The organism is Roseibium sp., assembly GCF_965233565.1.
Taxonomy (GTDB): Bacteria; Pseudomonadota; Alphaproteobacteria; order Rhizobiales; family Stappiaceae; genus Roseibium.
On the sequence record NZ_OZ247494.1, the window covers coordinates 2,276,160 to 2,300,403 of the forward strand.

General features: G+C 61.5%; 21 protein-coding genes. 14 read left to right on the top strand and 7 right to left on the bottom strand.

All coding sequences use genetic code 11. The annotated features are described in order from the left end of the window. From ACO6TG_RS10455 to ACO6TG_RS10485, 7 genes are all read left to right on the top strand, one after another. Positions 1–849 carry a carbohydrate ABC transporter permease gene (locus tag ACO6TG_RS10455; protein ID WP_422378120.1) on the top strand — a complete coding sequence of 283 codons (849 nt, stop codon included), beginning with the start codon at positions 1–3 and terminating at the stop codon, positions 847–849. Further along, positions 846–2,933, top strand: coding sequence for an alpha-galactosidase (locus ACO6TG_RS10460; protein ID WP_422378121.1), 2,088 nt, complete (start codon positions 846–848; stop codon positions 2,931–2,933). The genes ACO6TG_RS10455 and ACO6TG_RS10460 overlap by 4 nt, the downstream gene beginning before the upstream one ends. Positions 2,934–2,996: 63 nt before the next feature. Further along, positions 2,997–3,761, top strand: coding sequence for an SDR family NAD(P)-dependent oxidoreductase (locus ACO6TG_RS10465; protein ID WP_422378122.1), 765 nt, complete (start codon positions 2,997–2,999; stop codon positions 3,759–3,761). Further along, the gene (locus ACO6TG_RS10470) at positions 3,758–4,678 is read left to right on the top strand and encodes a 2-dehydro-3-deoxygalactonokinase (RefSeq protein ID WP_422378123.1); all 921 of its coding nucleotides are present in this window, start codon (positions 3,758–3,760) and stop codon (positions 4,676–4,678) included. The genes ACO6TG_RS10465 and ACO6TG_RS10470 overlap by 4 nt, the downstream gene beginning before the upstream one ends. Continuing rightward, positions 4,675–5,289 carry a 2-dehydro-3-deoxy-6-phosphogalactonate aldolase gene (locus tag ACO6TG_RS10475; protein ID WP_422378124.1) on the top strand — a complete coding sequence of 205 codons (615 nt, stop codon included), beginning with the start codon at positions 4,675–4,677 and terminating at the stop codon, positions 5,287–5,289. The genes ACO6TG_RS10470 and ACO6TG_RS10475 overlap by 4 nt, the downstream gene beginning before the upstream one ends. Positions 5,290–5,294: 5 nt before the next feature. Further along, on the top strand, positions 5,295–6,134 hold the full coding sequence (locus ACO6TG_RS10480) for an SMP-30/gluconolactonase/LRE family protein (RefSeq protein WP_422378125.1): 840 nt from the start codon (positions 5,295–5,297) through the stop codon (positions 6,132–6,134). 209 nt (positions 6,135–6,343) lie between these two features. Next, the gene (locus ACO6TG_RS10485) at positions 6,344–8,245 is read left to right on the top strand and encodes a beta-galactosidase (RefSeq protein ID WP_422378126.1); all 1,902 of its coding nucleotides are present in this window, start codon (positions 6,344–6,346) and stop codon (positions 8,243–8,245) included. Between the two features lie 56 nt (positions 8,246–8,301). On the opposite strand, the gene ACO6TG_RS10490 is transcribed toward ACO6TG_RS10485, so the two are convergent. The 5 genes from ACO6TG_RS10490 to ACO6TG_RS10510 form a co-directional block, all read right to left on the bottom strand. Next, on the bottom strand, positions 8,302–8,499 hold the full coding sequence (locus ACO6TG_RS10490) for a hypothetical protein (RefSeq protein ID WP_422378127.1): 198 nt from the start codon (positions 8,497–8,499) through the stop codon (positions 8,302–8,304). Between the two features lie 701 nt (positions 8,500–9,200). Further along, positions 9,201–9,872, bottom strand: a complete 672-nt coding sequence (locus ACO6TG_RS10495) for a DsbA family oxidoreductase (protein ID WP_422378128.1) — start codon at positions 9,870–9,872, stop codon at positions 9,201–9,203. 23 nt (positions 9,873–9,895) lie between these two features. Then, the gene (locus ACO6TG_RS10500; protein ID WP_422378129.1) at positions 9,896–11,782 is read right to left on the bottom strand and encodes a monovalent cation:proton antiporter-2 (CPA2) family protein; all 1,887 of its coding nucleotides are present in this window, start codon (positions 11,780–11,782) and stop codon (positions 9,896–9,898) included. Then, on the bottom strand, positions 11,782–12,399 hold the full coding sequence (locus tag ACO6TG_RS10505) for an NAD(P)H-dependent oxidoreductase (protein ID WP_094072346.1): 618 nt from the start codon (positions 12,397–12,399) through the stop codon (positions 11,782–11,784). The genes ACO6TG_RS10500 and ACO6TG_RS10505 overlap by 1 nt, the downstream gene beginning before the upstream one ends. 109 nt (positions 12,400–12,508) lie before the next feature. Next, a complete protein-coding gene (locus ACO6TG_RS10510) occupies positions 12,509–13,228 on the bottom strand; it encodes a glutathione S-transferase family protein (RefSeq protein ID WP_422378130.1) in 720 nt (239 codons plus the stop codon). Between the two features lie 214 nt (positions 13,229–13,442). Between ACO6TG_RS10510 and ACO6TG_RS10515 the strand changes: the two genes are divergently transcribed. Continuing rightward, entirely contained in the window at positions 13,443–13,814 is a 372-nt protein-coding gene (locus ACO6TG_RS10515) for a winged helix-turn-helix transcriptional regulator (protein WP_422378131.1), read from the top strand. Here ACO6TG_RS10515 and ACO6TG_RS10520 read toward each other — a convergent pair. Both ACO6TG_RS10520 and iolG read right to left on the bottom strand, forming a co-directional pair. After that, the gene (locus tag ACO6TG_RS10520) at positions 13,811–14,935 is read right to left on the bottom strand and encodes a Gfo/Idh/MocA family protein (protein WP_422378132.1); all 1,125 of its coding nucleotides are present in this window, start codon (positions 14,933–14,935) and stop codon (positions 13,811–13,813) included. The genes ACO6TG_RS10515 and ACO6TG_RS10520 overlap by 4 nt on opposite strands. Before the next feature lie 292 nt (positions 14,936–15,227). Next, positions 15,228–16,226, bottom strand: coding sequence for an inositol 2-dehydrogenase (gene iolG / locus ACO6TG_RS10525; protein WP_422378133.1), 999 nt, complete (start codon positions 16,224–16,226; stop codon positions 15,228–15,230). 115 nt (positions 16,227–16,341) lie between these two features. On the opposite strand from iolG, the gene ACO6TG_RS10530 reads away from it, so the two are divergent. From ACO6TG_RS10530 to iolD, 6 genes are all read left to right on the top strand, one after another. Beyond that, positions 16,342–17,184, top strand: coding sequence for a MurR/RpiR family transcriptional regulator (locus ACO6TG_RS10530; RefSeq protein WP_094072349.1), 843 nt, complete (start codon positions 16,342–16,344; stop codon positions 17,182–17,184). 145 nt (positions 17,185–17,329) lie between these two features. After that, entirely contained in the window at positions 17,330–18,271 is a 942-nt protein-coding gene (locus ACO6TG_RS10535; RefSeq protein ID WP_422378134.1) for a sugar ABC transporter substrate-binding protein, read from the top strand. 191 nt (positions 18,272–18,462) lie between these two features. Further along, positions 18,463–19,605, top strand: a complete 1,143-nt coding sequence (locus ACO6TG_RS10540; RefSeq protein WP_422378135.1) for an ABC transporter permease — start codon at positions 18,463–18,465, stop codon at positions 19,603–19,605. A 1-nt stretch (position 19,606) separates the two neighbouring features. Beyond that, positions 19,607–20,386 (top strand): ATP-binding cassette domain-containing protein, encoded by a 780-nt coding sequence (locus ACO6TG_RS10545; RefSeq protein ID WP_422378136.1) that lies wholly within the window; start codon positions 19,607–19,609, stop codon positions 20,384–20,386. 31 nt (positions 20,387–20,417) lie between these two features. Continuing rightward, the gene (locus tag ACO6TG_RS10550) at positions 20,418–22,364 is read left to right on the top strand and encodes a bifunctional 5-dehydro-2-deoxygluconokinase/5-dehydro-2-deoxyphosphogluconate aldolase (RefSeq protein WP_422378137.1); all 1,947 of its coding nucleotides are present in this window, start codon (positions 20,418–20,420) and stop codon (positions 22,362–22,364) included. After that, complete coding sequence (gene iolD, locus ACO6TG_RS10555; protein ID WP_422378138.1) at positions 22,361–24,202, top strand: 3D-(3,5/4)-trihydroxycyclohexane-1,2-dione acylhydrolase (decyclizing); 1,842 nt, start codon at positions 22,361–22,363, stop codon at positions 24,200–24,202. Before ACO6TG_RS10550 ends, iolD begins: the two co-directional genes overlap by 4 nt. The last annotated feature ends 42 nt before the right edge of the window (positions 24,203–24,244 follow it).

Sequence of the window (24,244 nt, forward strand, 5' to 3'; positions counted from 1 at the left end):
ATGTTTCCGACACCGATTGAACGCTCGCCCCGCTCCTGGCAGATCACCTACCAGGCCCTCCTGCCCCTGGCACTGATCCTGTGGCTGCTGCCGCTGATCGCGGTCGCAATCTTCTCCGTCAAGCCGGATGCGGATTTCGCCAACGCCAATTACTGGGGCTGGCCCTCCTCCTTCGAGGGCTTTACCAACTACGCGCTGGTCTTCACCGGCTCGGACATGCCTCAATATCTCCTGAACTCGTTCAAGATCACCATTCCGACCGTGATCGGGGCGGTGGCCCTGTCCTGCATGACCGGCTTTGCGCTCGGCATCTACAAGTTCAAGGCGAATATCTGGATCTTCTTCATGTTCGTCGCCGGCAACTTCGTGCCGTTCCAGATCCTGATGGTGCCGGTCCGCGACCTCACCCTGCAGATGGGTCTCTACAACACGATCACCGGCCTGGTGCTGTTCCACATCGCCTTCCAGACAGGCTTCTGCACCCTTTTCATGCGCAACTTCATCCGCGCATTGCCTTTCGAGCTTATCGAGGCGGCCCGGGTTGAAGGCATCGCAGAGTGGAAGATCTTCTGGTACGTGGTGCTGCCGCTGATGAAACCGGCCATTGCCGCTCTGTCCGTCCTGATCTTCACCTTCATCTGGAACGACTATTTCTGGGCGGTTGTCCTGACCCAGGGCGTCGAAAGCCAGCCCGTGACTGCCGGCATTACCTCTTTCAATGCCCAGTACCGGGCCGCCTATCACCTGATGAGCGCCGGCTCGATCGTCGCGGCCCTGCCGCCGGTCGCCATGTTCTTCCTGATGCAGCGGCACTTCATTGCCGGCCTCACACTCGGAGCCGTGAAGTGATCAACCTGCCCGTGAAGACCTGGCATCTGGGGGATCCGCACCAGAGCCTGGTGCTGGCCAGCTTTGACAACAGGTTGCCGGAAGCCGTCTATTGGGGCCCAGCCCTTCCCACAGGCGAGTCCCACAAGACGCTTTCGGCAGCCTCGCTCATGGATGTTACCGGTGGCATGGTCGATGAAAATGCGGCCATCAGCCTGTGCCCGGAAGCCTCGCAGACATTTCCTGGACAGACCGGGCTGACGGTCCGGAGCCGGGACGGCAATCCGCTGGCGCCGGCCTTCCGATATGAAAGCGAGGCTGCATCGGAGCACGGCCTGACCCTTGTCTTTGCCGACAAGGCGCTCGACCTCACCCTTGTTCTCGATCTGACGCTGACGCCGGAAACGTCGCTCCTGAAACTGCAGACCAGGCTGGAAAGCGCGGACATCGTCCAGGTTGACTGGCTTGCCGCCCCCGTTCTACCCGTCCCGGCCCATACCGGGGAGATGATCGAGTTTTCCGGCCGCTGGTGCGCGGAATTCCTGACCCGCCGCCTGCCGTTTGCGCCGGGCGCACGCCTGCGTGACAATCGCAGCGGACGCACGGACCATGCCCATTTCCCGGGTCTGATCGTCTGCACCCCCGGCACATCCAACACGCAGGGCGAGGCTTTTGCCTTTCATTATGGCTGGTCCGGCGGACACAGGATGGTCGCCGAAGAACTTGCCGACGGCCGCCGTCAGGTCCAGTTCGGCCATGCCGGCGGTTCGCAGGCCGCAGGGCGGCATTTCGTGACAGCGCCGCTTTATGCCACCTATTCGGCAGGCGGTTTCAACGGTGCGGCCATCCGTTTCCAGCGCCATGTTCGGGATGCGATCGTCCAGGACATGCGCACGCCTCGGCCGGTGCACTACAATTGCTGGGAAGCGGTCTATTTCGATCACAAGCTTGATGAACTCAAAGCCATTGCCACGCATGCGGCGGGCCTGGGTGCCGAGCGCTTTGTGCTGGACGACGGCTGGTTCGGCCTGAGAGACGACGACACGTCCTCTCTTGGCGACTGGATCATCGACGGCCGGAAATATCCGGACGGCCTGACCCCGCTCATCGACCATGTCAAAGCGCTCGGCCTCGAATTCGGCCTCTGGTTCGAACCGGAGATGATCAACGAGGACAGCAACCTTTACCGCGCGCACCCCGACTGGGTGCTCGGCCCGTCCGACCAGACCCGGGGCCGGCAGCAGCTGGTGCTCGACATGGCACGCGAGGACGTCCGCACCCATCTTCATGACCAGATCGCCGCTATCCTTCGCGACAATGACATCGGTTACATCAAGTGGGACCATAACCGGGTCCTGCCGCTTGTCGATGCCGCTCAGACCGAAGGCGTTTATCAGCTGATCGATCGGCTGCGGGCTGACTTCCCACAGGTCGAAATCGAAAGCTGCGCCTCCGGCGGCGGACGCATTGATTTCGGCATCCTGGAGCGCACCCAGCGGGTCTGGCTGTCAGACAGCAACGATGCCCTGGAACGCCAGCGCATCCAGCATGACGCGGCCCTCTTTCTACCCGCCGCTGTCACCGGTTCCCATGTCGGACCACGCCGCTGCCACACCTCCGGCCGAACGCTGGACATCCGGATCCGTGCCTGGACTGCAGCCCAAAGGCACATGGGCTTCGAGATGGACCCGAGCGAGCTGACGGAAGAGGAAACCGATGTCCTGCGTGAGGTCACGTCCTGGTGGAAATCCAATCGGGACTGGATGATGCGTGCCGACATCTTGCGCCTCGACAGCTCCGACCCGGCCGTGATTGCCGAACAGCAGCTGGCCGAAAACGGCGACCGATTTGCAGTGTTCGCAGCCCTGATACGTGCTTCCGACCAGATCCTGCCGCATCCGGTGCGGCTGACGGGGCTGGACCCGGCAAGCCTATACAAGGTATCTCTCGCCAATCGCGATCAGGCCCCGCGGCTTTCACGCGGATCGCCTTTCCTGAAAACAGAAGATCTTGAGGTCAGCGGACAGTATCTGATGTCCCATGGCCTGACGCTGCCCTGGCGGTTCCCGGACACAATCTGGGTGCTGGAAGGCCAGCGGCTCTGAGTGCTGTTGCACTTCGAATATCAATAGAGCGGCGTTGCCGCCAAACCGAACAGAGGACCGTCCATGTACGCGAATTTTCCGGATCTCAAGGACGCTTCGGTTTTCATCACCGGCGGCGGCTCCGGCATTGGCGCTTCCCTGACCGACGGCTTTCTCGCCCAGGGGGCGAAGGTTGCCTTCGTGCAGCGCTCCGACGCCTCGGCCTTTTGCGACGAGATGGAACAGAAGCACGGCCGCCGGCCGCTTTATCTCCCGTGCGACATCACCGACATGACAGCCCTCAAGGCGTCCCTCGACAAGTCCGCGGAAGCACACGGTCCGGTGACCGTTCTGGTCAACAATGCGGCCAACGACAAGCGGCACACGACCGAGGAAGTCGACGAGGAATTCTGGGACTGGTCCCAGGCGATCAACCTGAAAGCCTATTTCTTTGCCTGTCAGCACGTAGTGCCGGGAATGCGGGCTGCAGGCGGCGGCTCGATCGTCAACTTCACCTCGATTTCCTACATGATGGGCAACGCCGGATATCCGGCCTACACGACCGCGAACTCCGGCATCAATGGCCTGACCCGCAGCCTGGCCCGCGAATTCGGCCCGGACAACATCCGTGTCAATGCCATCGCGCCGGGTTGGGTCCTGACCCAGAAACAGAAGGACATGTGGGTGACGCCGGAAGGCCTTGCTGCTCACATCGACCGCCAATGCCTCAAAGAAGAACTAGCGCCGGAAGACATGATCGATCCGGTGCTGTTCCTGGCATCCAGGGCCAGCAAGGCCATGACCGGCCAATCCATGGTGGTTGACGGTGGCGTCGTGGTGACGGGATGACAACGGGAACGGAAATTGCCTGGATCGCAGCGGATTGGGGCACGACCAATCTGCGTATCTGGGCGCTTGACGCTGCTGGTGACATACGCGCGCACCGCCAGTCGGACAGGGGCATGGGCAAGCTCAACAGGGATGGGTTCGAGCCGGCCCTGCTGGATCTGATTTCCGATCTCCTTCCCTCCAACGGCAGTCTGCCCGTCATTATCTGCGGCATGGCCGGCTCCCGTCAGGGCTGGGCAGAGGCCCCTTACAAGTCCGCGCCCTGTGCACCGCCAACCATTGACGATGCTACGATCGTATCATCCGAAGACGCGCGGCTTGACGTGCGCATACTGCCGGGCATCAAGCAGATGGCTCCGCCCGACGTCATGCGCGGCGAGGAAACCCAGATCGCGGGATTTCTGGCCGACCACACCGCCTTTTCCGGAACTCTCTGCCTTCCAGGCACACATTCAAAATGGGTCGCCCTGGAAGATGGCAGGGTGGAGCGCTTCCAGACCTTCATGACCGGCGAAAGCTTCGCCCTTTATTCCGAACACTCGGTCCTGCGTCACGGATTGGCCAGCGGTACTCTCAACATGGATGCGTTCCGCGATGCCGTGGTCAAAACGGTCGAAACACCCTCCGGGTTTGCGTCCGACCTTTTCGCCGTACGTGCTGCCGGTCTGATCGCCGGCCAGACACCGGAAGAGGCCAGCGGCCGCCTGTCCGGGCTTTTGATCGGCGCCGAACTGGCAGCCGTGCGTGACAATTTCAATCTGGACGATGTCGTTCTGCTCGGAAGCGACAGGATCGCCACGAGCTATCGCAGCGCGCTTGGCTGTCTCGGCTATCAGGTGCAAATGCTGGATGCCGGCAGTATCACCTTGCGCGGCCTTGCCCTTGCCTATTCTTCTTTTTCCAAAGGATCATCATGAGCCGCAATCTGATCGCCATTTTGCGAGGTATTACGCCGGACGAAGCACTTCCCGTCACCGAAGCGCTGATCGACACCGGCATCACCCGCATCGAGGTTCCGCTCAATTCGCCCTACCCTCTGAAAAGCATTGGCTCCATGGCTGCGAGCTTCTCCGACCGCGCTGAAATCGGTGCTGGAACGGTCCTGGAACCTGACCAGGTGAACGACGTCAAGTCCGTAGGCGGCACGTTGATCGTCTCGCCGGACTGCAATCCCGATGTCATTCGCGCCACCAAGATTTGTGGCATGTCTTCGTTTCCAGGTGTCATGACGCCAACAGAATGCTTCACTGCCCTGCGCAACGGCGCCGACGGACTGAAGTTCTTCCCCGCGGCCCAGATCGGCCCCGACGGCCTCAAGGCCATGCTGGCGGTCTTGCCGAAGGGGACGCCGACCTACGCGGTCGGCGGTGCCGGCCCAGACAATTTTGCCGACTGGATCCGTGCCGGCGCCGCCGGCTTCGGCATCGGCACCGCGCTCTACAAGCCCGGTTTCTCGGTCGCGGAGATCAGGAGCCGTGCGGAAACGATTGTTGCAGCCTATGATGCGGCGGTTTCTGACAACGGGTGACTTTCATGACCAGGGTATTTGATGATCGCCGGTGCACTCTTGGCGAGGGACCGCTTTGGCATCCCGAGCGCCAACAGATGTTCTGGTTCGACATTTTGAACCGGCAATTGCTGTCCCGTGAGGGTGACACGCCGCTCGTCTGGCAGTTCGACGAATATGTGTCCGCCGCAGGCTGGGTGAACCGGTCCGAATTGATGATTGCCAGCCAGAGCAAGCTGTTCCTGTTCAATCTCGACACGGGCGCCTCCGAAAAGCTCTGCGACCTGGAAGCCGACAACCCGGTCACCCGATCAAATGACGGCCGGGCGGATCCGAAAGGGGGCTTCTGGATCGGCACCATGGGCATCAACGCCGAAAAGGGCGCCGGCGCGATCTACCGCTTCCAACACGGCCAGCTCCACAAGCTGTTTGGAGACATCACCATTTCCAACGCCATCTGCTTTGCCCCGGACGGCAAGACCGCCTATTTCGCCGATACGGAAACGCAGGTCATCCAGAAGGTCGCGCTAGACGATGCCGGCTGGCCGACAGGCAGCCCCGAATCTTTCGTGGATCTGAGCGCAGAGGATCTCAATCCGGATGGTGCCGTTGTCGACGCAGACGGATGTCTCTGGAACGCCCAGTGGGGCGCAAGCCGGGTCGCCCGCTACGCCCTCGACGGCCGCTTTGTCGACGCCGTTTCCTTGCCGGGCAAACAGGCCACCTGTCCAGCCTTTGGCGGAAGCGACCTAACGTCACTCTTTTCCACGACGGCCGCCGACGGCCTTTCCGGGGACGAGGAAGGCAGGACCTATGTCGCAGAAGTCGGCGTCAAGGGCCAGAACGAGCACCGGGTGGTGCTTTAGGACAAACACCTTATCCCATACCATTGTCGTCCCGGACGGCGCGCAGCGAGTTTCGGAACCCAAATCTCCTGGGCAACGGCAAAGGCAACAAATCAATGACCCTGCGAAGGGGTCTCTCTCCCCGCCTTCGCGGGGAAGACACAGAATGTCTGGCGACGCATCCCCACTTGGATGAGCGTTGCAGCACGAAGCATCAGTGAGCAATCGTCATGAAACGCACCCTTGGCACCTGTTATTATCCGGAACACTGGCCGGAAGAGATGTGGGAGGCGGACGCCCGCCGCATGGCAGAAACCGGACTGACCTGGGTCAGGATCGGCGAGTTTGCCTGGTCACGGCTTGAACCGGTACGGGACGATCTGCAATTCGACTGGCTGGATCGTGCCATCGACACGCTCGGCCGGGCGGGTCTGAAAGTTGTGCTCGGCACGCCGACGGCAACACCACCGCGCTGGATGATTGACAAACATCCCGACATGGTCGCCGTCGACGCCAATGGTCATCCGCGCAAATTCGGCTCCCGCAGACATTACTGCTTTTCCCATGAGGGCTTTCGGGAAGAGAGCGACCGTATCGTGCGATTGATCGCCGAGCGCTATGGCAGGAACCCGCATCTGGCGGCCTGGCAGACAGACAATGAATATGGTTGCCACGACACGGTCATCTCCTATTCAGGCGCAGCCCGCCGGGGCTTCCGGATCTGGCTCCAGAACCGATACGGTTCGATAGAGGCCCTCAACCGCGCCTGGGGCAATGTGTTCTGGTCGATGGACTACGCGTCCTTTGACGAGATCGATCTGCCCAACCTGACGGTGACCGAACCGAACCCGTCGCACACGCTTGCGTTTCGGCGGTTTTCCTCCGATCAGGTCGCCGTCTTCAACAGGCGCCAGGTCGACATCATCCGGGCGCATTCAGATGCCCCGATCAGCCACAACTACATGGGCCGGATCACCGAATTCGATCATTTCAAGGTCGGTGATGATCTCGACATCGCCACCTGGGACAGCTATCCGCTCGGCTTTCTGGAAGACCGGGTCGGCGCCGACGCCGATCATCAACGGACCTATATGCGCCAGGGCGATCCGGATTTTCAGGCCTTCCACCACGATCTTTACCGCGCCGTCGGCAAAGGCCGCTGGTGGGTGATGGAACAGCAGCCAGGCCCGGTCAACTGGGCCCCATACAATCCGGCCCCCCTGCCCGGCATGATGCGGCTCTGGGCCTGGGAGGCCTATGCCCACGGCGCCGAGGCAGTCTGCTATTTCCGTTGGCGCCAGGCTCCCTTTGCCCAGGAACAGATGCATGCCGGCATGCTGCGGCCGGACAATGCCGATGCGCCCGCGCTGATCGAGGCCCGGCAGGTGGCAGATGAACTGCGCAAGGCCCCGGACGTTTCCGCCCCGCAGGCGCCGGTCGCCCTCCTGTTCGACTATGACGCCGATTTTGCCTGGGCGACCCAGCCGCATGGATCGGGTCTTTCCTATTTCCAATGTGTCTTCGACACCTACAAGGCGCTGCGCAAACTCGGCCTCTCCGTCGATATCCTGCGCGGAGAGACCCGGGACTTCACCGGCTACAGGATCGTGGCCGCCCCCGGCCTGATCTACATGCCCCAGGACCTGAAACAGGCTCTGGCGGAAGCCGATGCGGACGTCGTGCTGGGACCACGTTCCGCCGCCCGCAATGCCGATATGGTCATTCCCGTTCCATTGCCACCCGACATGCCCGGCCTGGAGCTCGCCGTATCGCGCGTGGAAAGCCTGCGCCCGGACATGCCGATGCCGCTGAAAGGCGGAGGGGCTTTTGTCGGCTATCGCGAGGAACTGGAAACCGCCGCAGAAACAGTTCTGGAACTGGAAACCGGCGCGCCGGCCGTTATCCGCCAGGAGAACCTGACCTATGTCGGCGGCTGGGGTGATGAACACGCCCTCAAGCGGATCTATACGCAGCTCTGCGCGGAAGCAGGCATCGGAACCACTGAACTTTCGGGCGGTGTTCGTTGCCGCGATACAGACGATCTCAGGATCTGGGTCAATTATGGTGCTGAAGCCGCCGAAACACCGGCAGGCAAAATTGAGGCGGCAGGTGTCTTGTTTGAGCCGAAATAAGCGAAAGGGCCGGGAAATCCGGCCCTCTTGCTGTCGTCGCATTGTCCGCGCTCCTGTCAGCTGACAGTTCGCCTCTCGGTCGTTCGGGCCTTCTTCATGCACAATGCTGCTGCAGACAAGGCTGCAATCCCGACAGGTTTGTAGTGGCGCGCCAGACCGAGTTTTGTGGTCGGGAATTGTCTCAGGCCGGTATGCTGGCAAGGTTTGTTCTGGCGCTTGTTGTTTTTCACCGTGTCAGAAAGATAGAGCGTCATGTCATTGCCTCCAGTTAGAGTGTCCTGGAATGCAAGTGGCAAACCGGAGGCCAGTCCTTCGTGAAAAATTTTCACAATTGATTTCAACGTGTTAATAAGGTTGCAAGATTAACCATATTGCCCGCAATTCGCGAAACAGAAACTAAGATTCCTGTTTTCGGAAAATCCCGCCGGACCTTCCCGAGCATCGTGCGAGCGAAATGAATCTCGAAAGGCGGCGGGTCGGAACACTTGCTGCGTCCCGACGGGTGTTCAACTCGAACGACGAACAGGCCCGAAGCGGATCTATGGGCAGCTCTGTGAGGAAGCCGGTATCGTATCCGATGAACTGTCGGGCAGCGTTCGCTGCCACGATATGGAAGCTCTCAGGATCTAGGTCAATTGCGGTGCCGAGCCACCGGGGCCCCGGCCGGACTGATTGAACCAGAAGGCTTCCTGTTCGAGAGGCTGTGAAGGCCTGAGCTCAAACAACTTTTCTCTGACACTCGAGACCCTCTCAATTGTCATCCCGGTTTGACGCGCAAGCGTCAAAACCGGTATCCAGTACGCCCTGACAGAAGCTGTTGGAAATCCAACTCAACCCTGTGGTTACTGGGTCCCCGCCTTCGCGGGGATGACAAACCGTATTGGCATCGTGCTTCCTCAATTGCAGCGCGATCCTGAAAAGGCTTGTGGGTGGGGCAATTTTCAGAGACGGTGACTTATGCCGCCTCGCCGTCCACCAGCTGTCGGATGATCGATGCGTAGTTGTCAGCGCCCTGCGCCCCGGTAATCAGGTGGCGCCGCTCGAAAATGACAGCCGGCACACCCTGGATACCGTTTCCGGTCCAGAAGGCTTCCTCCTGGCGGACGGTGTCGGCAAAGCGTCCATCCTCCAGCACCTTGAGCGCTTCCTCCCGGTCAAGCCCGACCGTCGTGGCAACTTCGGCCAGAACAGCGTCATCGTTCAGATCCTTGCGGTCTTTGAAATAGGCCTCGAACAGCGCCATCTTCAGCGGGTGCTCCTTGCCTTCCGGGCCGGCCCAGTGAATCAGCTGATGCGCCTTGAACGTGTTGACCATGCGCATGTCATCGGAAAAGCGGAATTCGAACCCGAGATCCGCACCCACCGCGGTCAGACGGTCACGGGCGGCCGCGGATTGCTCTGCGGTAGACCCGTATTTGCGCATGATGTGCTCTCGAAGGTTCTCGCCCTCGTCTGCCATGTCCGGATTGAGCTCGAACGGGTGCCACTTGATCGCCGCCGAAATGCCGGTATCTGCGATGGCCTGTTCAAGCTGCTTGAAGCCGACAATGCACCAGGGGCAGACCACATCGGATACGATGTCGATCTGCAGGACATCATCGAGAGATTGGTCGGTCGTCTCAGTCATGAGTTTCTCCTTGTATTCCGCCCTCACAGCGTCGCATCGCCTTTGGGTGGCGGGTTCCAGCCCCGCTCCGTCCGTTCATGCCGTTCCTCGCCGCGATCGGCCCGCATGATTTCGAACATCGTCTCGGAATGGGCGCGCATCGCGTCGATATAGGACTTGTCGACACCGCCGTCATTGTAGTTCGTGCGCAGATCGTCGAGCATCGCGAGATCGTGATGCCGGAACTCCTGCGCTTTGCTGCGCGCCCTGTAAGGGTGGCGGCCGAGTTCAACGAGCGCTTGCCGTCCGAGAGACAGCGCCCCTTCGAACACCTCGCGCTCGGCATAGTGCGCGCCGGCATTTTCCAGCTCATAGACATGGTGCCGGTCACGGGCGCGCGCCAGGATCTTGACCTTCGGATAAGTCTTGGCGACATGCTCGACCATCAGCGTCTGCTTTTCCCGGTCGTCGACGGCAGCGATGAAAACATCTGCATCGTCGAGACCGGTTCCATGCAGCAGGTCCGGCCGCGTGGCATCGCCATAGAAGGTGCGGATGCCGATGCGATGCAGGTTTTCAATGGTTTGCGGGTCGTGATCCAGAATGACCACGTCATAGCCGCTGGTCATGAGCATGCGCGAGACGATCTGCCCATAGCGGCCCATGCCCGCAACCACCACGCGCCCGCGGCTGTCGATGGCGTCAGGCTCACGGTCGGACGAGGCCACAGCCCTCGGCGCGACGACCTTTTCATAGAAGATGAAAAGTGCCGGGGTCAGCAGCATCGAAATCGCCACCACCAGCGTCATGGTCTGAAGGAGGTCGCGTTCAAAAACGCCACTGCCGGAGGCAATGCCGAAGAGGACAAAGGCAAATTCACCGGCCTGAGCAAGACCAAGCGCAAATAGCCAGCGGTCCGCACCCTGCAGCTTGAACAACATGCCGAGCCCGAAAAGAACCGCGAATTTCACAGCCATCAGGCCAAGGGCCAGACCGACGATGACAAGCGGCGCGCCGAAGAGCAGGTTGAAATCAATACCGGCCCCGACGGTCAGGAAGAACAGGCCGAGCAGCAATCCCTTGAAAGGCTCGATATCGGCTTCCAGCTCGTGCCGGTAATCGCTGTCGGAGAGGACAACGCCGGCCAGAAAGGTGCCGAGCGCGGGTGACAGGCCGACAAAATCCATCAGGAGGGCAATGCCGATCACCAGCAACAGAGCCGTCGCGGTGAAGATTTCCCGCAGACGCGCTTCAGCGATGAACCGGAAGATCGGGCGCAACAGGTGGCGGCCGGCAATGATGATCGCGGCAATCACCGCCAGGATAACCAGCATCTGGACCCAGCCTGGCAGAGCGGCCAGCGCTTCACCACCATGGCCACCTCCATGGCCATCGCCGTGGCTGTCCGCCCCGTGACTGCCACCGAGCGCCAACAGCGGCAGCACCGCCAGCATCGGAATAACGGCAATGTCCTGCGTCAGCAGGACGGAGAAGGAGCTCTGCCCGCCTTGCGTCTTCAGCCAGCCCTTCTCGTTCAGCGTCTGCAGCACGATGGCAGTGGAGGAAAGCGCCAGGATCATGCCAAGCGCCAGCGCGCTCTGCCAGGCCAGACCGAAGGCGATGCCGAACCCGGCCAGCACTACCGTCGTGCCGACCACCTGCAGGCCGCCGAGCCCGATCAGTTGCTGACGCATTTTCCAGAGCATGGCCGGTTTCAGTTCCAGCCCGACCAGGAACAGCATCATCACCACACCGAATTCGGCGAAATGCTGCACATCCGTTGTTTCGGAGCCAACCAGGCCAATAACAGGCCCGATCACCACACCGGCGATCAGGTAGCCCAGAACCGAACCCAGGCCGAGGCGATTGGCAATCGGCACCGCGATCACTGCGGCACAGAGATAGACGAAGGCTGCGCTCAAAAGCTCCATCAGACAGCCTCCCCTTTCAAAATGAAGTCATCGAGCACGTCCGTCAGGACGGCTGCGCTGGACGCTTTTTCCAGATCGAACCGGTCCGCCACCAGGGCTTTCAGGAGATCGTCATAGGCATTGCGGTGAATATTCAGCCGGTTCTCCTCGTCCGCCCGGCCAGCACCAAACATCACGAAGGGCGCCAGGTAGCGCATGCCGCACAGGTCCGCCGTCTTTTCAAACGGGGCCAGCAGGCTGCGCAGATCCGCATGGTTCATGCCATCAGCGGAATAGGCCTCCGGCTTGGCACCGGTCGTCAACGCGTTGAACAGGGTCTTGCCGCGCAGCGCCTTGCCGTGCAGCCCATAGGCAAATCCGTGTTCCAGTACCAGGTCCTGCCACTCCTTGAGAATGGACGGGGTCGAATACCAGTAGAGCGGATGCTGAAAGACAATCACGTCATGCGCGACCAGCAGGGCCTGTTCCCTGTCGACGTCGATGCCGAAATCCGGATATTCGGCATAAAGATCCTTCGCGGTGACGCCCTGCACGGATTGTGCGGTCTGAAAGAGCGGCAGATTCACCTCGGACCGGTCAGGTCGCGGGTGGGCAAATAGAACAAGAACTTTGGCCAATGGATCCCCCGATATACGGACAGAAAGGACCAGCCGGTCGGGCTGGCCCTCAACGTTTCCTTGAAGGTAGAGCGTCGGCGCCTCGCCGACAAATTCCGGTGTCGTCGCTTCAGTCTGTTTTCACGTCGCTGGCGAAACGGGCAGCGTTTTCCTTCAGGAATTCACTTTCATCCGCGTCTCCCCAGAAGGCCGGTTGCGGCTTCGGAATGGTCAACGCCTTTTGAACCGCCGGTCGGGCATCAATCCGGTCGAACCAGGCTTTCAGATGGTCCAGCCCCTCGACCGACACTTTGGCCCAGACGTAGGCCCGCGCCCAGGGATAGGTTGCCATATCGGCAATCGTGTATTGATCTCCGGCGAGCCAGTCGCGCCCGTCAAGGCGTGTATTGAGCACTTCAAGGAGCCGGCGGGTTTCATCGACATAGCGCTTGATGGAAAATGGCTCTTCATGACCGTTGGGGGCCGCGATGCGCTGGAAATACATGGCCTGGCCCATCATCGGCCCGATGCCGCCCATCTGGAACATCAGCCATTGCAGTGTTTCCGATCTGGCTTTCGGGTCCTCGGGAAGAAACCGGCCGTATTTCTCCGCCAGATACCAGAGGATGGCCCCACTCTCGAATACCGGAAAATCACCATTGCTCCGGTCGACTATCGTCGGGATGCGCCCGTTCGGATTGAGCTTCATGTAGTCCGGCGCCTTCTGTTCCTTCTTCGAAAAGTCGATGAAGGTCAGGTCGTAGGGCACCCCGGCCTCCTCCAGAAAGATCACCGGTTTGTAACCGTTCATCGTGGCGGCTGTATAAAGATGAATGTCAGGCTGCGACATGACCGGCCTCCTTGCAGAAATTGGCTTTCGCCCCGCTGTCGGCAATCAATTCAGCCGGCTGCCGGTTGATGATCAGACCATGCGCCATGTGCAACTCCCTCTGCTGGGTTCGGCGCTTCAGACCGTGCGCCGTCTTGATCTCGCTGCACAGATGAGGGATAAGGTAACAAATATCAACCAGTATACTTTTAGTAACCTAGTTGAGGACACCACCTTGGATGCACATTTGAAGACGGATGGCCGCCGCAGGGTGGTCAGCGACGCCTGTGCAGGCCCCTGCCCGATCGAACGCGGCATGCGTATTCTAGGCGGCAAATGGACCGGCTCGATCCTGTGGCATCTGAAGGACCGCCCGGTCCGGTTCAACGACCTGGCGCGCATGCTGGGCGGTGCCAGCAAGAAGATGGTTGCCGAACGTCTGCGTCAGCTGGAAGAGCGCGGCCTTGTTTCGCGCACGGTTCTTCAGACCGCTCCGGTCTCGGTCGAATACGAGATCACGGAATTCGGGCGAACCGCTCTGTCCTTCCTGGATGCGCTCAGGATCTGGTCCGAGTCCTTGCCCCGGGACCGGATGGACCTGGCTTAACGGACGCTGACCCGGGTGCCGCTCTCCCCGCTTTCGGCAATCGCGTGGATGACAGCCTCGAAATGCAGAGCTTCCTTGAAGGACGGTACCGCCTGACGATCCTCGGCAATGGCGCGCAGGAATTCATACACCTCGATCACCTTCAGATCGTTGAAACCGAGCTGGTGGCCGGCCGCCGGAACAAACTGGCCATAGGGCGGATGGGCCGGTCCTGTCAGCAATGTCTTGAAGCCCTGCTCGGCCAGCGGCCCGCGGTTCTGGTAAAGGCGCAGCTCGTTCATGCGTTCCTGGTCGAAGGTGAGCATGCCTTCCGTGCCATGGACCTCGAAACCGATGTAACTCTTGCGGCCCCAGGCACTGCGCGACGTGGAGATCACGCCGTGGACGCCGTTCTGAAACGTCAGGAGCGCTGAGGCGATGTCCTCGTTTTCGACAGAGCGCCGTTCGCTGGAACCATCGCCCATCGGCCGTGTCTCGTGCACGGTTTTGGTTTCGGCGATCAGGCTCTCGACCGGCCCGACCATGGCCGTTGCCAGCGAGACCAGATGGCAGCCGAGGTCACCCAGCGTTCCGAGCCCGGCATCGGCCTTGGTGGCGCGCCAGGTCCAGGCCAGCTCCGGGTCGGCCTGGTAGTCCTCGTCGACCATACCGCGGAAATGCACGATCCGGCCAATGGCGCCCTCGGCAATCAGCTTGCGCGCATGTGCGATGGCGGGATTGTGCAGGTAGTTGTAGCCAACGATAGTCTTGGCGCCTGTCTTCTCCGCCAGCGCCAGCATGTCACGCGCATCCTCCAGTGTCAGCGCCATAGGCTTTTCCAGATGGACGTGTTTGCCTGCCTCCAGGGCAGCCATAGCCATGTCCCGGTGGACCTTGTTCGGCGTGGTGATGCAGACGATGTTCACTTTCGGGTCGGCAATCAGATCCGTCCAGTCACTTGTGCCGCGCGCAAAACCGAATTGATCCGCAAAAGCATCGGCCTTCTCGGTCGGCACATCACACAACACTTCCAGCCTGGTCGGCGGAACGTCGCCAAAAACGGCTTTCACCGAGCCATAGGCCAATGCGTGGCACTTGCCCATGAAGCCGGTGCCGATCAATCCAATGCCGAGGCTGTCCATGTCCCGGATCTCCTGTAGCTTCTTTGCCGCCCAGGTAAAGACGTCATCCTGAGGAGGACCGACAGGTCCGTCTCGAAGGGGCGGCAGCAATTTCAGGTGTCGGCGGCCTGTCCTTTAAGACAGCGCCACACTGTTGTCTTCGATACATTTTTTATTCGTCACTACCGGGCTTGACCCGGTAATCCATTCCGTAACCGCCCCACAAACAATCGTTGACAACTGGGACCGCACCGGCATGGTTCCCATGGTCAAGCCATGGGATGACGAACAAACGGGGTTAAGTTTACTTCGATCAGATCTCGTCGACAGCGACGGCCCGACGCTCGGCGACCGACTTCAGCGCCGCTTCGGCCAGCGCCAGCGCCTTCAACCCGTCCTCGCCACTTGGCGAGGGTTTGACGCCTTTTTCCATCGCTTCGACAAAGGCGGTGATCTCGGCCGCATAGGCTTCTGTGTAACGGGTCATGAAGAAGTCGTGCAGTGGTGGACGCAGATAGCCCTCCGCGGTCGCCACCTCGATGGAGACAGGCCGCTGGTTTTCAGCAGATACGCTGCCCTTGGAACCGTGCACCTCGATGCGCTGATCATAGCCATAGGTTGCCCGGCGCGAATTCGAGATCGAGCACTGCTTGCCGGACGCCGTGGTCAGAACGACGCTGGCACTGTCATAGTCACCGAGCTTGCCGATTTCCGGATCGACCAGAACAGACGCCGTTGCATAGACGGTGGTAACCTCTTCGCCCAGCAGGAAACGGGCAATGTCGAAATCATGGATGGTCATGTCCCGGAAGATGCCGCCGGAGACCTGGATATAGGAGGGCGGCGGCGCGCCCGGATCGCGCGAGGTGATCTGAACCATCTCCACGTCACCGATGCGGCCTTCATCGATCGCGGCGCGGACCGCACTGAAATGCGGGTCGAAACGGCGATTGAACCCCATCATCAAGGTGGCATCAAGATCTTCGACGGTCTTGAGGCAGGCCTTGACCCGGTCCAGCGACAGATCGATCGGTTTCTCGCAGAAGACGGCCTTGCCGGCATGTGCAAACTGTTCGATCAGGTCGGCATGGGTATCGGTCGGCGTGCAGATGACCACCGCATCGACATCACCGGCCGCCGCGATCTCGTCGATGCTGCCGACACGTGCGTCATAGGCGGCAGCCAGCGTTTCGGCGGCTTCCGGGAAGGCGTCTGCAACGGCAACGAGTTTTGCCCCTGCGGTCGCATCAATGGCCTTGGCGTGGACCTTGCCGATACGCCCGGCGCCGAGCAGCGCAACATTGACGGCCATGTGTATTCCTCCCGGGTGTTGGCGCGGCGTCATGACCGGACCATCTTGCAAATATAGAATAAAAATTCCAAAATCACTTTCCACGGAATGTGTCAAGTCGGAAAAGAAGAAACGGATGCCCGAAACCGAACCGGAAGCCCCTCTCCCCTCCTCACCGCCCGAGACCATCGACGCGTTTTTCAAGCGCCTCGGCGCGACGGCCGAAAGGTTGCCAAAACGGCTCAAGCAGTTTGCCGACTTCATTGCCGCCAACCCAGACCGTGTCGCAGTCTCCACCGTCGCCGAACTCGCCGAAGGCGCGGATGTGCAACCCTCTGCCGTCATGCGCTTCTGCCAGGAAATGGGGTTTTCCGGCTTTTCGCAAATGCAGAAACTGTTCCGCTCCAATTATTCCCAGAAGTGGCCGGACTATGCAACGCGCCTGGCGAAACTCAGGGAGCATGGCACCGAATCGCCGTCCGCGCTTCTGGCCGAATTTGTGGAGGTGGGACGCTCTTCCCTGGAGAACCTGCTGACCACGGTCGACCCGACGTCGCTTCAGCAGGCGGTCGACGTGCTGGCGCGTGCCGAAACCATTCACATGATCGGCTTTCGCCGCGCTTTTCCGGTGACCTCCTACCTCGCCTATGCCTTTGAAAAAATGGATGTACCGGCCGTTCTCCATTCCGGTATCGCCAGCATCAACATGGAGCATCTCATCCGGCCGAACGATGCCGTCATTGCCGTCACCTTTGCGCCCTACACCGAGATGACCATCGACATGGCCACCAGGGCCCGCGCTGTCGGGGCCGATATTGTCGCGATCACGGACGTGGTCACCAGCCCGCTCGCGCGGCTCAAGGCGATCCAGTTGCTGGTCTCGGAACTGGATGTCGGCGCGTTCCGTGCGCTGTCCGCAAGTCTTTCTCTCGCCATCGCTTTGGCCGTTTCGGTGGGAGCGCAGCGCAACCGTTCGTGACGATTTTGGAAAAAATCTGTTGCAATAAACAAAAAATAGAATTTAAATTCCAAAAGTGGTTTCGGCAAACCGGGACCACCCACGACTTCTGAACCGCGGGCGGGACACATTGAGGCTCGCGAAGTAACGTTCTGGGAGGAACATGATGAAGAAGACACTGATCGCAATGGCAGCTGCCGCCGTTGCCTTTACCGGCCTGACGGCTCCGGCATCCGCAGAGGGCGAGCGTTTCGTGCTTGTCAGCCATGCGCCGGACAGTGACAGCTGGTGGAACACGATCAAGAACGCGATTGCGGTTGCCGGCGACCAGATGGGCGTCGAGGTGGAATACCGCAACCCGCCGACCGGTGACCTTGCCGACATGGCCCGCATCATCGAACAGGCTTCCGCGTCTAACCCGGACGGCATCATCGCCACCATTGCCGACTACGACGTCCTCTCCGGCCCGCTGTCCAACGCGGTTGCCAAGGGCATTCCGGTAATCACCATCAACTCAGGCACCCAGGACCAGTCCCGGGAACTCGGCGCGCTGATGCATGTCGGCCAGCCGGAATACGACGCCGGCAAGGGTGCAGGCGAAAAGGCCAAGGCGGCCGGTGTCACCAGCTTCCTCTGTGTCAACCACTACATCACCAACCCGGCCTCCGTTGAGCGCTGCCAGGGCTATGCCGATGCACTCGGTGTGGACCTCGGCGGTCAGATGATCGACAGCGGCCAGGATCCGGCCGAAATCAAGTCCAAGGTCATGGCCTACCTGCAGGGCAACCCGGACACCAACGGCGTCCTGACGCTTGGCCCGACCTCCGCGCACCCGACGCTGGCCGCGCTTGAGGAAATGGGCAAGTCTGGTTCGATCCACTTCGGCACCTTCGACCTGTCCGGTGAAATTGCCGAAGGCATCAAGTCCGACGTGATTGCCTTTGCCATCGACCAGCAGCCTTACCTGCAGGGTTACCTGCCGGTGGTCATCCTGACGAACCTCTCCCGTTACGGCGTGGTTCCGGGCAACTCCATCAACTCCGGCCCGGGCTTCGTCACCAAAGGCAACATTGCCCTTGTGGAGAAATACGCAGGCGAATACCGCTAAGGGCTGTTTCTGCCCACATCCGACAGCCTTTGCGGCCAACTGGAGAGGCGGCTTGCTGCCTCTCCACTTTGAAACGACCCGCGCTCCTTTGGGCAGATGCCCGCGGTCGAGCGCCCCTATCCGGAAACACGATCAGCGGCCGGGCCGCAGCAATCAAGGCGGCCGGCTGACCGGACCGCAGGAGGAACCTCATGTCTGAGACACAGACGCCATCAGCGCCAGATCCGGCCGCGCCCAAGAAGGACGAACGCGTCCGCGAGATGTCGGCGCTCCGCAAGGCGTTGATCCGACCCGAACTCGGTGCCATCTGCGGCACCATCCTGGTCTTCATGTTCTTCGTCGCCATTGCCCGCGACAGCGGCATGTTCGCCCCCGAAGGCATCATCAACTGGGGCACCGTCGCCGCCCAGTTCGCCATCATCGCCGTCGGCGCCTGTCTCCTCATGATAGCCGGCGAGTTCGACCTCTCCGTCGGTTCCATGATCGGCTTTTCCGGCATCGTCATTGCCCTCATCTCCGTGCAATGGGGATACCCCGTCTGGTTCGCCATCGTCGTCGCCTTCCTCCTGGCGCTCACCATCGGCGCCCTCAACGGCTATCTCGTCATCAAGACCGGCCTGCCCTCCTTCATCGTCACCCTCGCCTTTCTCTACATCCTGCGCGGCCTGACCATCTTCACCGCCATCGCCACCACCCGCAAAACCATCATCGGCGGCGTCAAGGATGCTGCCGAGGGCGATCCCATCGCCTGGCTCTTCGGCGGCAAGGTCTTCAACGGCCTCTTTGTCTGGCTCGCCGATCTGGGCGTCGTCGGCAAGTTCGTGGCCGGGCCGAAGGCCGGTCAGCCCGTGGTCGAGGGCATTCCCATGCTCATGATCTGGGCCATCATCCTGATCGTCTTCGGCCACTTCCTCCTGACCCGCACCCGCTTCGGCAACTGGATCTTCGCCTCCGGCGGTGACGCCCAGGCCGCCCGCTATGTCGGCGTTCCGGTCAACCGGGTGAAGGTTCTGATGTTCATGTTCTCCGCCTTCTGCGCCACCGTCTTTGCCACCTGCCAGGTGATGGAATTCGGTTCGGCGGCGGCCGACCGCGGTCTTCTGAAGGAGTTCGAGGCGATCATCTCCGTGGTCATTGGCGGGGCGCTTCTGACCGGAGGCTACGGCTCGGTCATCGGGGCCGCCCTCGGCGCTCTCGTCTTCGGCGTCGTCCAGCAGGGCCTGTTCTTTGCAGGCGTTGAAAGCTCGCTCTTCCGCGTCTTCCTCGGTGTGATCCTGCTGCTCGCCGTGATCCTCAACACCTACATTCGCCGCATGATCACGGGAGAACGCTGAGATGTCCGATGCATTGATCGAACTCGTCGATATCGAGAAGCACTTCGGCCCGGTGATCGCGCTCAACGGCGTCACCGTGTCCGTGAAGCCCGGTGAATGCCACTGCCTTCTGGGCGACAACGGCGCCGGCAAGTCCACCTTCATCAAGACCATGTCCGGCGTTCACAAGCCAACGAAAGGCAAGATCCTGATCGAGGGCAAGGAGGTCAACTTCTCCAGCCCGCGCGATGCCATGAATGCCGGCATTGCCACCGTCTATCAGGATCTGGCCATGATCCCGCTGATGTCGGTGACGCGGAACTTCTGGATGGGGCGCGAGCCGCAGAAGAGCTTCGGCCCGTTCAAGTTCTTCGACTTTGCCAGGGCCAACGAGGTCACCATGAGCGAGATGGCCAAGATGGGCATTCATCTGCGCTCGCCCGACCAGGCGGTCGGCACGCTGTCGGGCGGTGAGCGCCAGACGGTGGCCATCTCCAGGGCGGTCTATTTCGGGGCCAAGGTGCTGATCCTCGACGAGCCGACCTCGGCCCTTGGTGTCCGCCAGACCTCAAACGTCCTGGCGACCGTCGACAAGGTGCGCAAGAAGGGCATCGGTGTTGTCTTCATCACCCACAATGTCCGCCATGCCATGGCTGTCGGCGACCGCTTCACCGTGCTAAACCGCGGCAAGACCCTCGGCACCGCCACCCGCGGCGAGATCAAGGCCGAGGAACTTCAGGACCTCATGGCCGGCGGACAGGAACTCGCGGAACTCGAAGGATCCCTCGGCGGGACAATCTGAGCGGACAGATCCAAACGGACGGAATGTGCACGTGACCAAACTCGATGTCATCACCATCGGCCGCTCGTCGGTCGACCTCTATGGCGCGCAGGTGGGCGGCCGCCTGGAGGATATGGCCAGCTTCAACAAGTATATTGGCGGCTCCCCCACCAACATGGCCACCGGCACGGCGCGTCTCGGCCTGAAGTCCGGCCTGATCACCCGTGTCGGCGACGAACATATGGGCCGCTTCATCCGCGAGGAACTGGAGCGGCACGGGGTCGATACCACCGGTGTCGTCACGGACAAGGAGCGGCTGACGGCTCTGGTGCTTCTCGGCATTCGCGACCAGGAGCAATTCCCGCTGATTTTCTATCGCGAGAACTGCGCCGACATGGCGCTTTGTGAAGACGACATCGACCCGGCCTTCATCGCCTCGGCCAAGGCGGTGGTAGCCACGGGCACTCATCTCAGCCATCCACAAACGGAAGCCGCCGTTCTGAAGGCGCTCCGGCTCGCCCGCGACAATGGCAGCCAGACAGCGCTCGACATCGATTACCGGCCCAATCTCTGGGGCCTGTCGGGCCACGGCGACGGTGAGAACCGCTTCATCGCCTCCGACAAGGTCACGGCAAAATTACAATCGACGCTGCATCTCTTCGACCTGATCGTCGGGACGGAGGAAGAGTTCCATATCGCCGGCGGAACCACCGACACGATCGAGGCACTCCGGAACGTGCGCAAGGTGTCCGCCGCTACCCTCGTCTGCAAACGCGGGCCGATGGGGGCAACCGCCTTTGAAGGGGCCATTCCGGACAGTCTCGACGACGGCGTCTCCGGTCCGGGCTTTGCGATTGACGTGTTCAACGTGCTTGGCGCCGGTGACGGCTTCATGTCCGGCCTTCTGAAGGGCTGGATCACAGGCGAGGACTGGGTTACGTCCCTCACCCATGCCAATGCCTGTGGCGCCTTTGCGGTCTCCCGCCACGGCTGCACCCCAGCCTATCCGAGCTGGGAGGAACTGCAATTCTTCCTGAAACGCGGCGTCAGGGACAAGGCCCTCCGCAAGGATCCGGACCTGGAGCAGATCCACTGGTCGACCAACCGCCAGTTCACCCATGGCGGCGACTGGTCGACCATGCGGGTTTTTGCCTTCGATCATCGCATCCAGCTGGAGCAGATGGCGGACGAGGCCGGCGCGGCTCACGACCGGATCGGGTCGTTCAAGTCGCTGTGTCTCGACGCGGCCAGGAGCGTCGCCGGCGGCCAGCCCGGCTACGGCATCCTCTGCGACAGCCGCCTCGGCCGCGATGCTCTTTATCAGGCGGCCGGAACGGGTCTTTGGATCGGTCATCCGGTGGAGTGGCCAGCCTCCCGGCCACTGACCCTTGAACCGGAAATCGGACCCGATTTCGGCGGCCTGGCCGAATGGCCCGCGGAGCACGTGGTCAAGGTCCTCTGCTTTTATCATCCTGATGACACAGACACGGTCAAGGCTCAGCAGGAAGAGGTGCTCCAGCGTCTCTTCGCGGCCTGCCGGCGCAACCACCTTGAAATGCTTCTGGAAGTCATTCCCTCCAAGGTCGGCCCTGTCGACGACGACACCACGGCCGACGTCATCCGGCGGATCTACGAGATCGGCATCTATCCTGACTGGTGGAAGCTGGAACCCATGACGTCGAAAGCCGCCTGGGCCAAGGCCTGTGCCGCCATCACCGACAATGATCCCTATACGCGCGGCATTGTCGTTCTGGGCCTGGACGCCCCGGAAGACCAGCTGGCTGCAAGTTTTGCCGAAGCTGCCCAGTTCAGCCTGGTCAAGGGCTTCGCGGTCGGGCGCACGATCTTCGCCGACGCCGCCCGAAAGTGGCTGGCCGGAAACCTCTCCGATGAAGACGCTGTTGCCGACATGAGCACCCGATTTGAACGCCTCTGCAGCCTCTGGGACGAGGCCCGCACACAGGCCCGTTTCAACGACACCCAAGGAACTCCTGCATGAGCACCCTTCGACTGACCGCGGCCCAGGCGATGGTCCGCTACCTGTCGGCGCAGATGACCGAAGACGGCGAGCGCTTCATTGACGGGATCTGGGCGATCTTCGGCCACGGCAATGTCGCCGGGCTGGGTGAAGCGCTGGAACAGGCCGGCAATGCCCTGCCGACCTGGCGCGGCCAGAACGAACAGACCATGGCCCATACGGCCATTGCCTACGCCAAGGCAAAGAAGCGCACCCGTGCCATGGCGGTGACCTCCTCCATCGGGCCGGGTGCAACCAACATGGTCACGGCTGCGGCCCTTGCCCATGTGAACCGTCTGCCGCTGCTGCTGATCCCGGGCGATGTCTTTGCAAACCGCGCGCCCGACCCGGTCCTGCAGCAAGTCGAGGATTTCGATGACGGAACGGTATCGGCCAATGACTGCTTCCGGCCAGTCTCGCGTTACTTCGACCGGATCAGCCGCCCGGAACACCTGCTCACCGCGCTGCCCCGCGCCTTCCGCGTGATGACCGATCCGGCCCAGTGCGGCCCGGTGACCCTATCCTTCTGCCAGGATACCCAGGCAGAGGCCTTCGACTATCCGGCAAGCTTCTTCGAACCGAAGGTGTGGCGTATCCGCCGGCCCGAGCCGGACAGACGCGACATTGCCGATGTTGCCGCCCTGATCAAAGGGGCAAAGCGGCCCGTCCTCGTCTGCGGTGGGGGTGTTGTCTATTCCCGGGCCGAAGAGACCCTGGGCGCTTTCGCCACCACCCACGGCATTCCGGTGATCGAGACCCAGGCGGGCAAGTCGGCCCTTGCCCAGGCGCATCCGATGAACTTTGGTGCTGCCGGTGTCGATGGTGCTGCAAGCGCCAACGCGCTTGCCGAAACCGCCGATCTCGTGATTGGCGTCGGCACCCGTTTCCAGGACTTCACCACCGGGTCCTGGGCGCTGTTCAAGGAGCCGGGCCGCAAGCTCGTCTCCATCAACGTGCAAGGCTATGACGCCGACAAGCACGGTGCCGTCGGTGTAGTCGGCGACGCGAAAGTGTCGCTGGAAAACCTGTCGGCCGCCCTCGGCGATCACAAGTCTGGGGCATTCGACCCAGCGGCCCGCCTCGACTGGCTGGCAAGGGTCGACGCCCATTGCAGCGCCCGCACGGATGTTCCGGAGGGGTATCTTCCCCTCGATGCGGAAGTGATCGGAGCTGTCCAGCGGACCTCGACCGCCAAGACCATCGCCATGTGTGCGGCCGGCACCATGCCCGGCGCGCTGAAGCTTCTGTGGCAGGCCCCGCAGGGCGGCTATCACATGGAGTACGGCTTTTCCTGCATGGGCTACGAGATTGCCGGCGCCATGGGGGTGAAGCTCGCCCAGCCGGAGCGGGATGTGGTCTGCTTTGTCGGCGACGGCTCCTACATGATGGCCAATTCGGAACTTGCCACCGCCGTCATGCGGCAGGTGCCGTTCACGGTGGTCCTGACCGACAACCGCGGCTTTGGCTGCATCAACCGGCTTCAGATGGGCACCGGCGGGGAGCAGTTCAACAATCTCTACAAGGACTGCAATGTCGAGGCGCAGCCGGAAATCGACTTTGTTGCCCATGCCGCCGCCATGGGCGCTCATGCGGTCAAGGCAAAAGACATTGCCGACCTGGAAGCGCAGATCCTGGCCTCAAGGGAGCGTGCGATCCCAACGGTAATCGTGATCGACACGGACCCGATGCACGGGCCTGGCGAAGCCGGTGGCGGCCACTGGTGGGATGTGGCGGTTCCGGAAGTCTCCGAAAGACCACAGGTCCGGTCGGCGCGCGAAGGCTATGTCGCAGCGCTGAAGGATCAGAGCCTGGTGGAGTGAGGGAAAGCGCAACGAGAAGCCCTCAACCCACACCTCGTCATC

Coding starts and splice junctions, on each gene's coding strand:
- ACO6TG_RS10455 (WP_422378120.1), top strand. CDS start 1: ATGTTTCCGACACCGATTGAACGCTCGCCCCGCTCCTGGCAGATCACC.
- ACO6TG_RS10465 (WP_422378122.1), top strand. CDS start 2,997: ATGTACGCGAATTTTCCGGATCTCAAGGACGCTTCGGTTTTCATCACC.
- ACO6TG_RS10470 (WP_422378123.1), top strand. CDS start 3,758: ATGACAACGGGAACGGAAATTGCCTGGATCGCAGCGGATTGGGGCACG.
- ACO6TG_RS10475 (WP_422378124.1), top strand. CDS start 4,675: ATGAGCCGCAATCTGATCGCCATTTTGCGAGGTATTACGCCGGACGAA.
- ACO6TG_RS10480 (WP_422378125.1), top strand. CDS start 5,295: ATGACCAGGGTATTTGATGATCGCCGGTGCACTCTTGGCGAGGGACCG.
- ACO6TG_RS10485 (WP_422378126.1), top strand. CDS start 6,344: ATGAAACGCACCCTTGGCACCTGTTATTATCCGGAACACTGGCCGGAA.
- ACO6TG_RS10490 (WP_422378127.1), bottom strand. CDS start 8,499: ATGACGCTCTATCTTTCTGACACGGTGAAAAACAACAAGCGCCAGAAC.
- ACO6TG_RS10495 (WP_422378128.1), bottom strand. CDS start 9,872: ATGACTGAGACGACCGACCAATCTCTCGATGATGTCCTGCAGATCGAC.
- ACO6TG_RS10500 (WP_422378129.1), bottom strand. CDS start 11,782: ATGGAGCTTTTGAGCGCAGCCTTCGTCTATCTCTGTGCCGCAGTGATC.
- ACO6TG_RS10510 (WP_422378130.1), bottom strand. CDS start 13,228: ATGTCGCAGCCTGACATTCATCTTTATACAGCCGCCACGATGAACGGT.
- ACO6TG_RS10520 (WP_422378132.1), bottom strand. CDS start 14,935: ATGGACAGCCTCGGCATTGGATTGATCGGCACCGGCTTCATGGGCAAG.
- iolG (WP_422378133.1), bottom strand. CDS start 16,226: ATGGCCGTCAATGTTGCGCTGCTCGGCGCCGGGCGTATCGGCAAGGTC.
- ACO6TG_RS10530 (WP_094072349.1), top strand. CDS start 16,342: ATGCCCGAAACCGAACCGGAAGCCCCTCTCCCCTCCTCACCGCCCGAG.
- ACO6TG_RS10535 (WP_422378134.1), top strand. CDS start 17,330: ATGAAGAAGACACTGATCGCAATGGCAGCTGCCGCCGTTGCCTTTACC.
- ACO6TG_RS10540 (WP_422378135.1), top strand. CDS start 18,463: ATGTCTGAGACACAGACGCCATCAGCGCCAGATCCGGCCGCGCCCAAG.
- ACO6TG_RS10545 (WP_422378136.1), top strand. CDS start 19,607: ATGTCCGATGCATTGATCGAACTCGTCGATATCGAGAAGCACTTCGGC.
- iolD (WP_422378138.1), top strand. CDS start 22,361: ATGAGCACCCTTCGACTGACCGCGGCCCAGGCGATGGTCCGCTACCTG.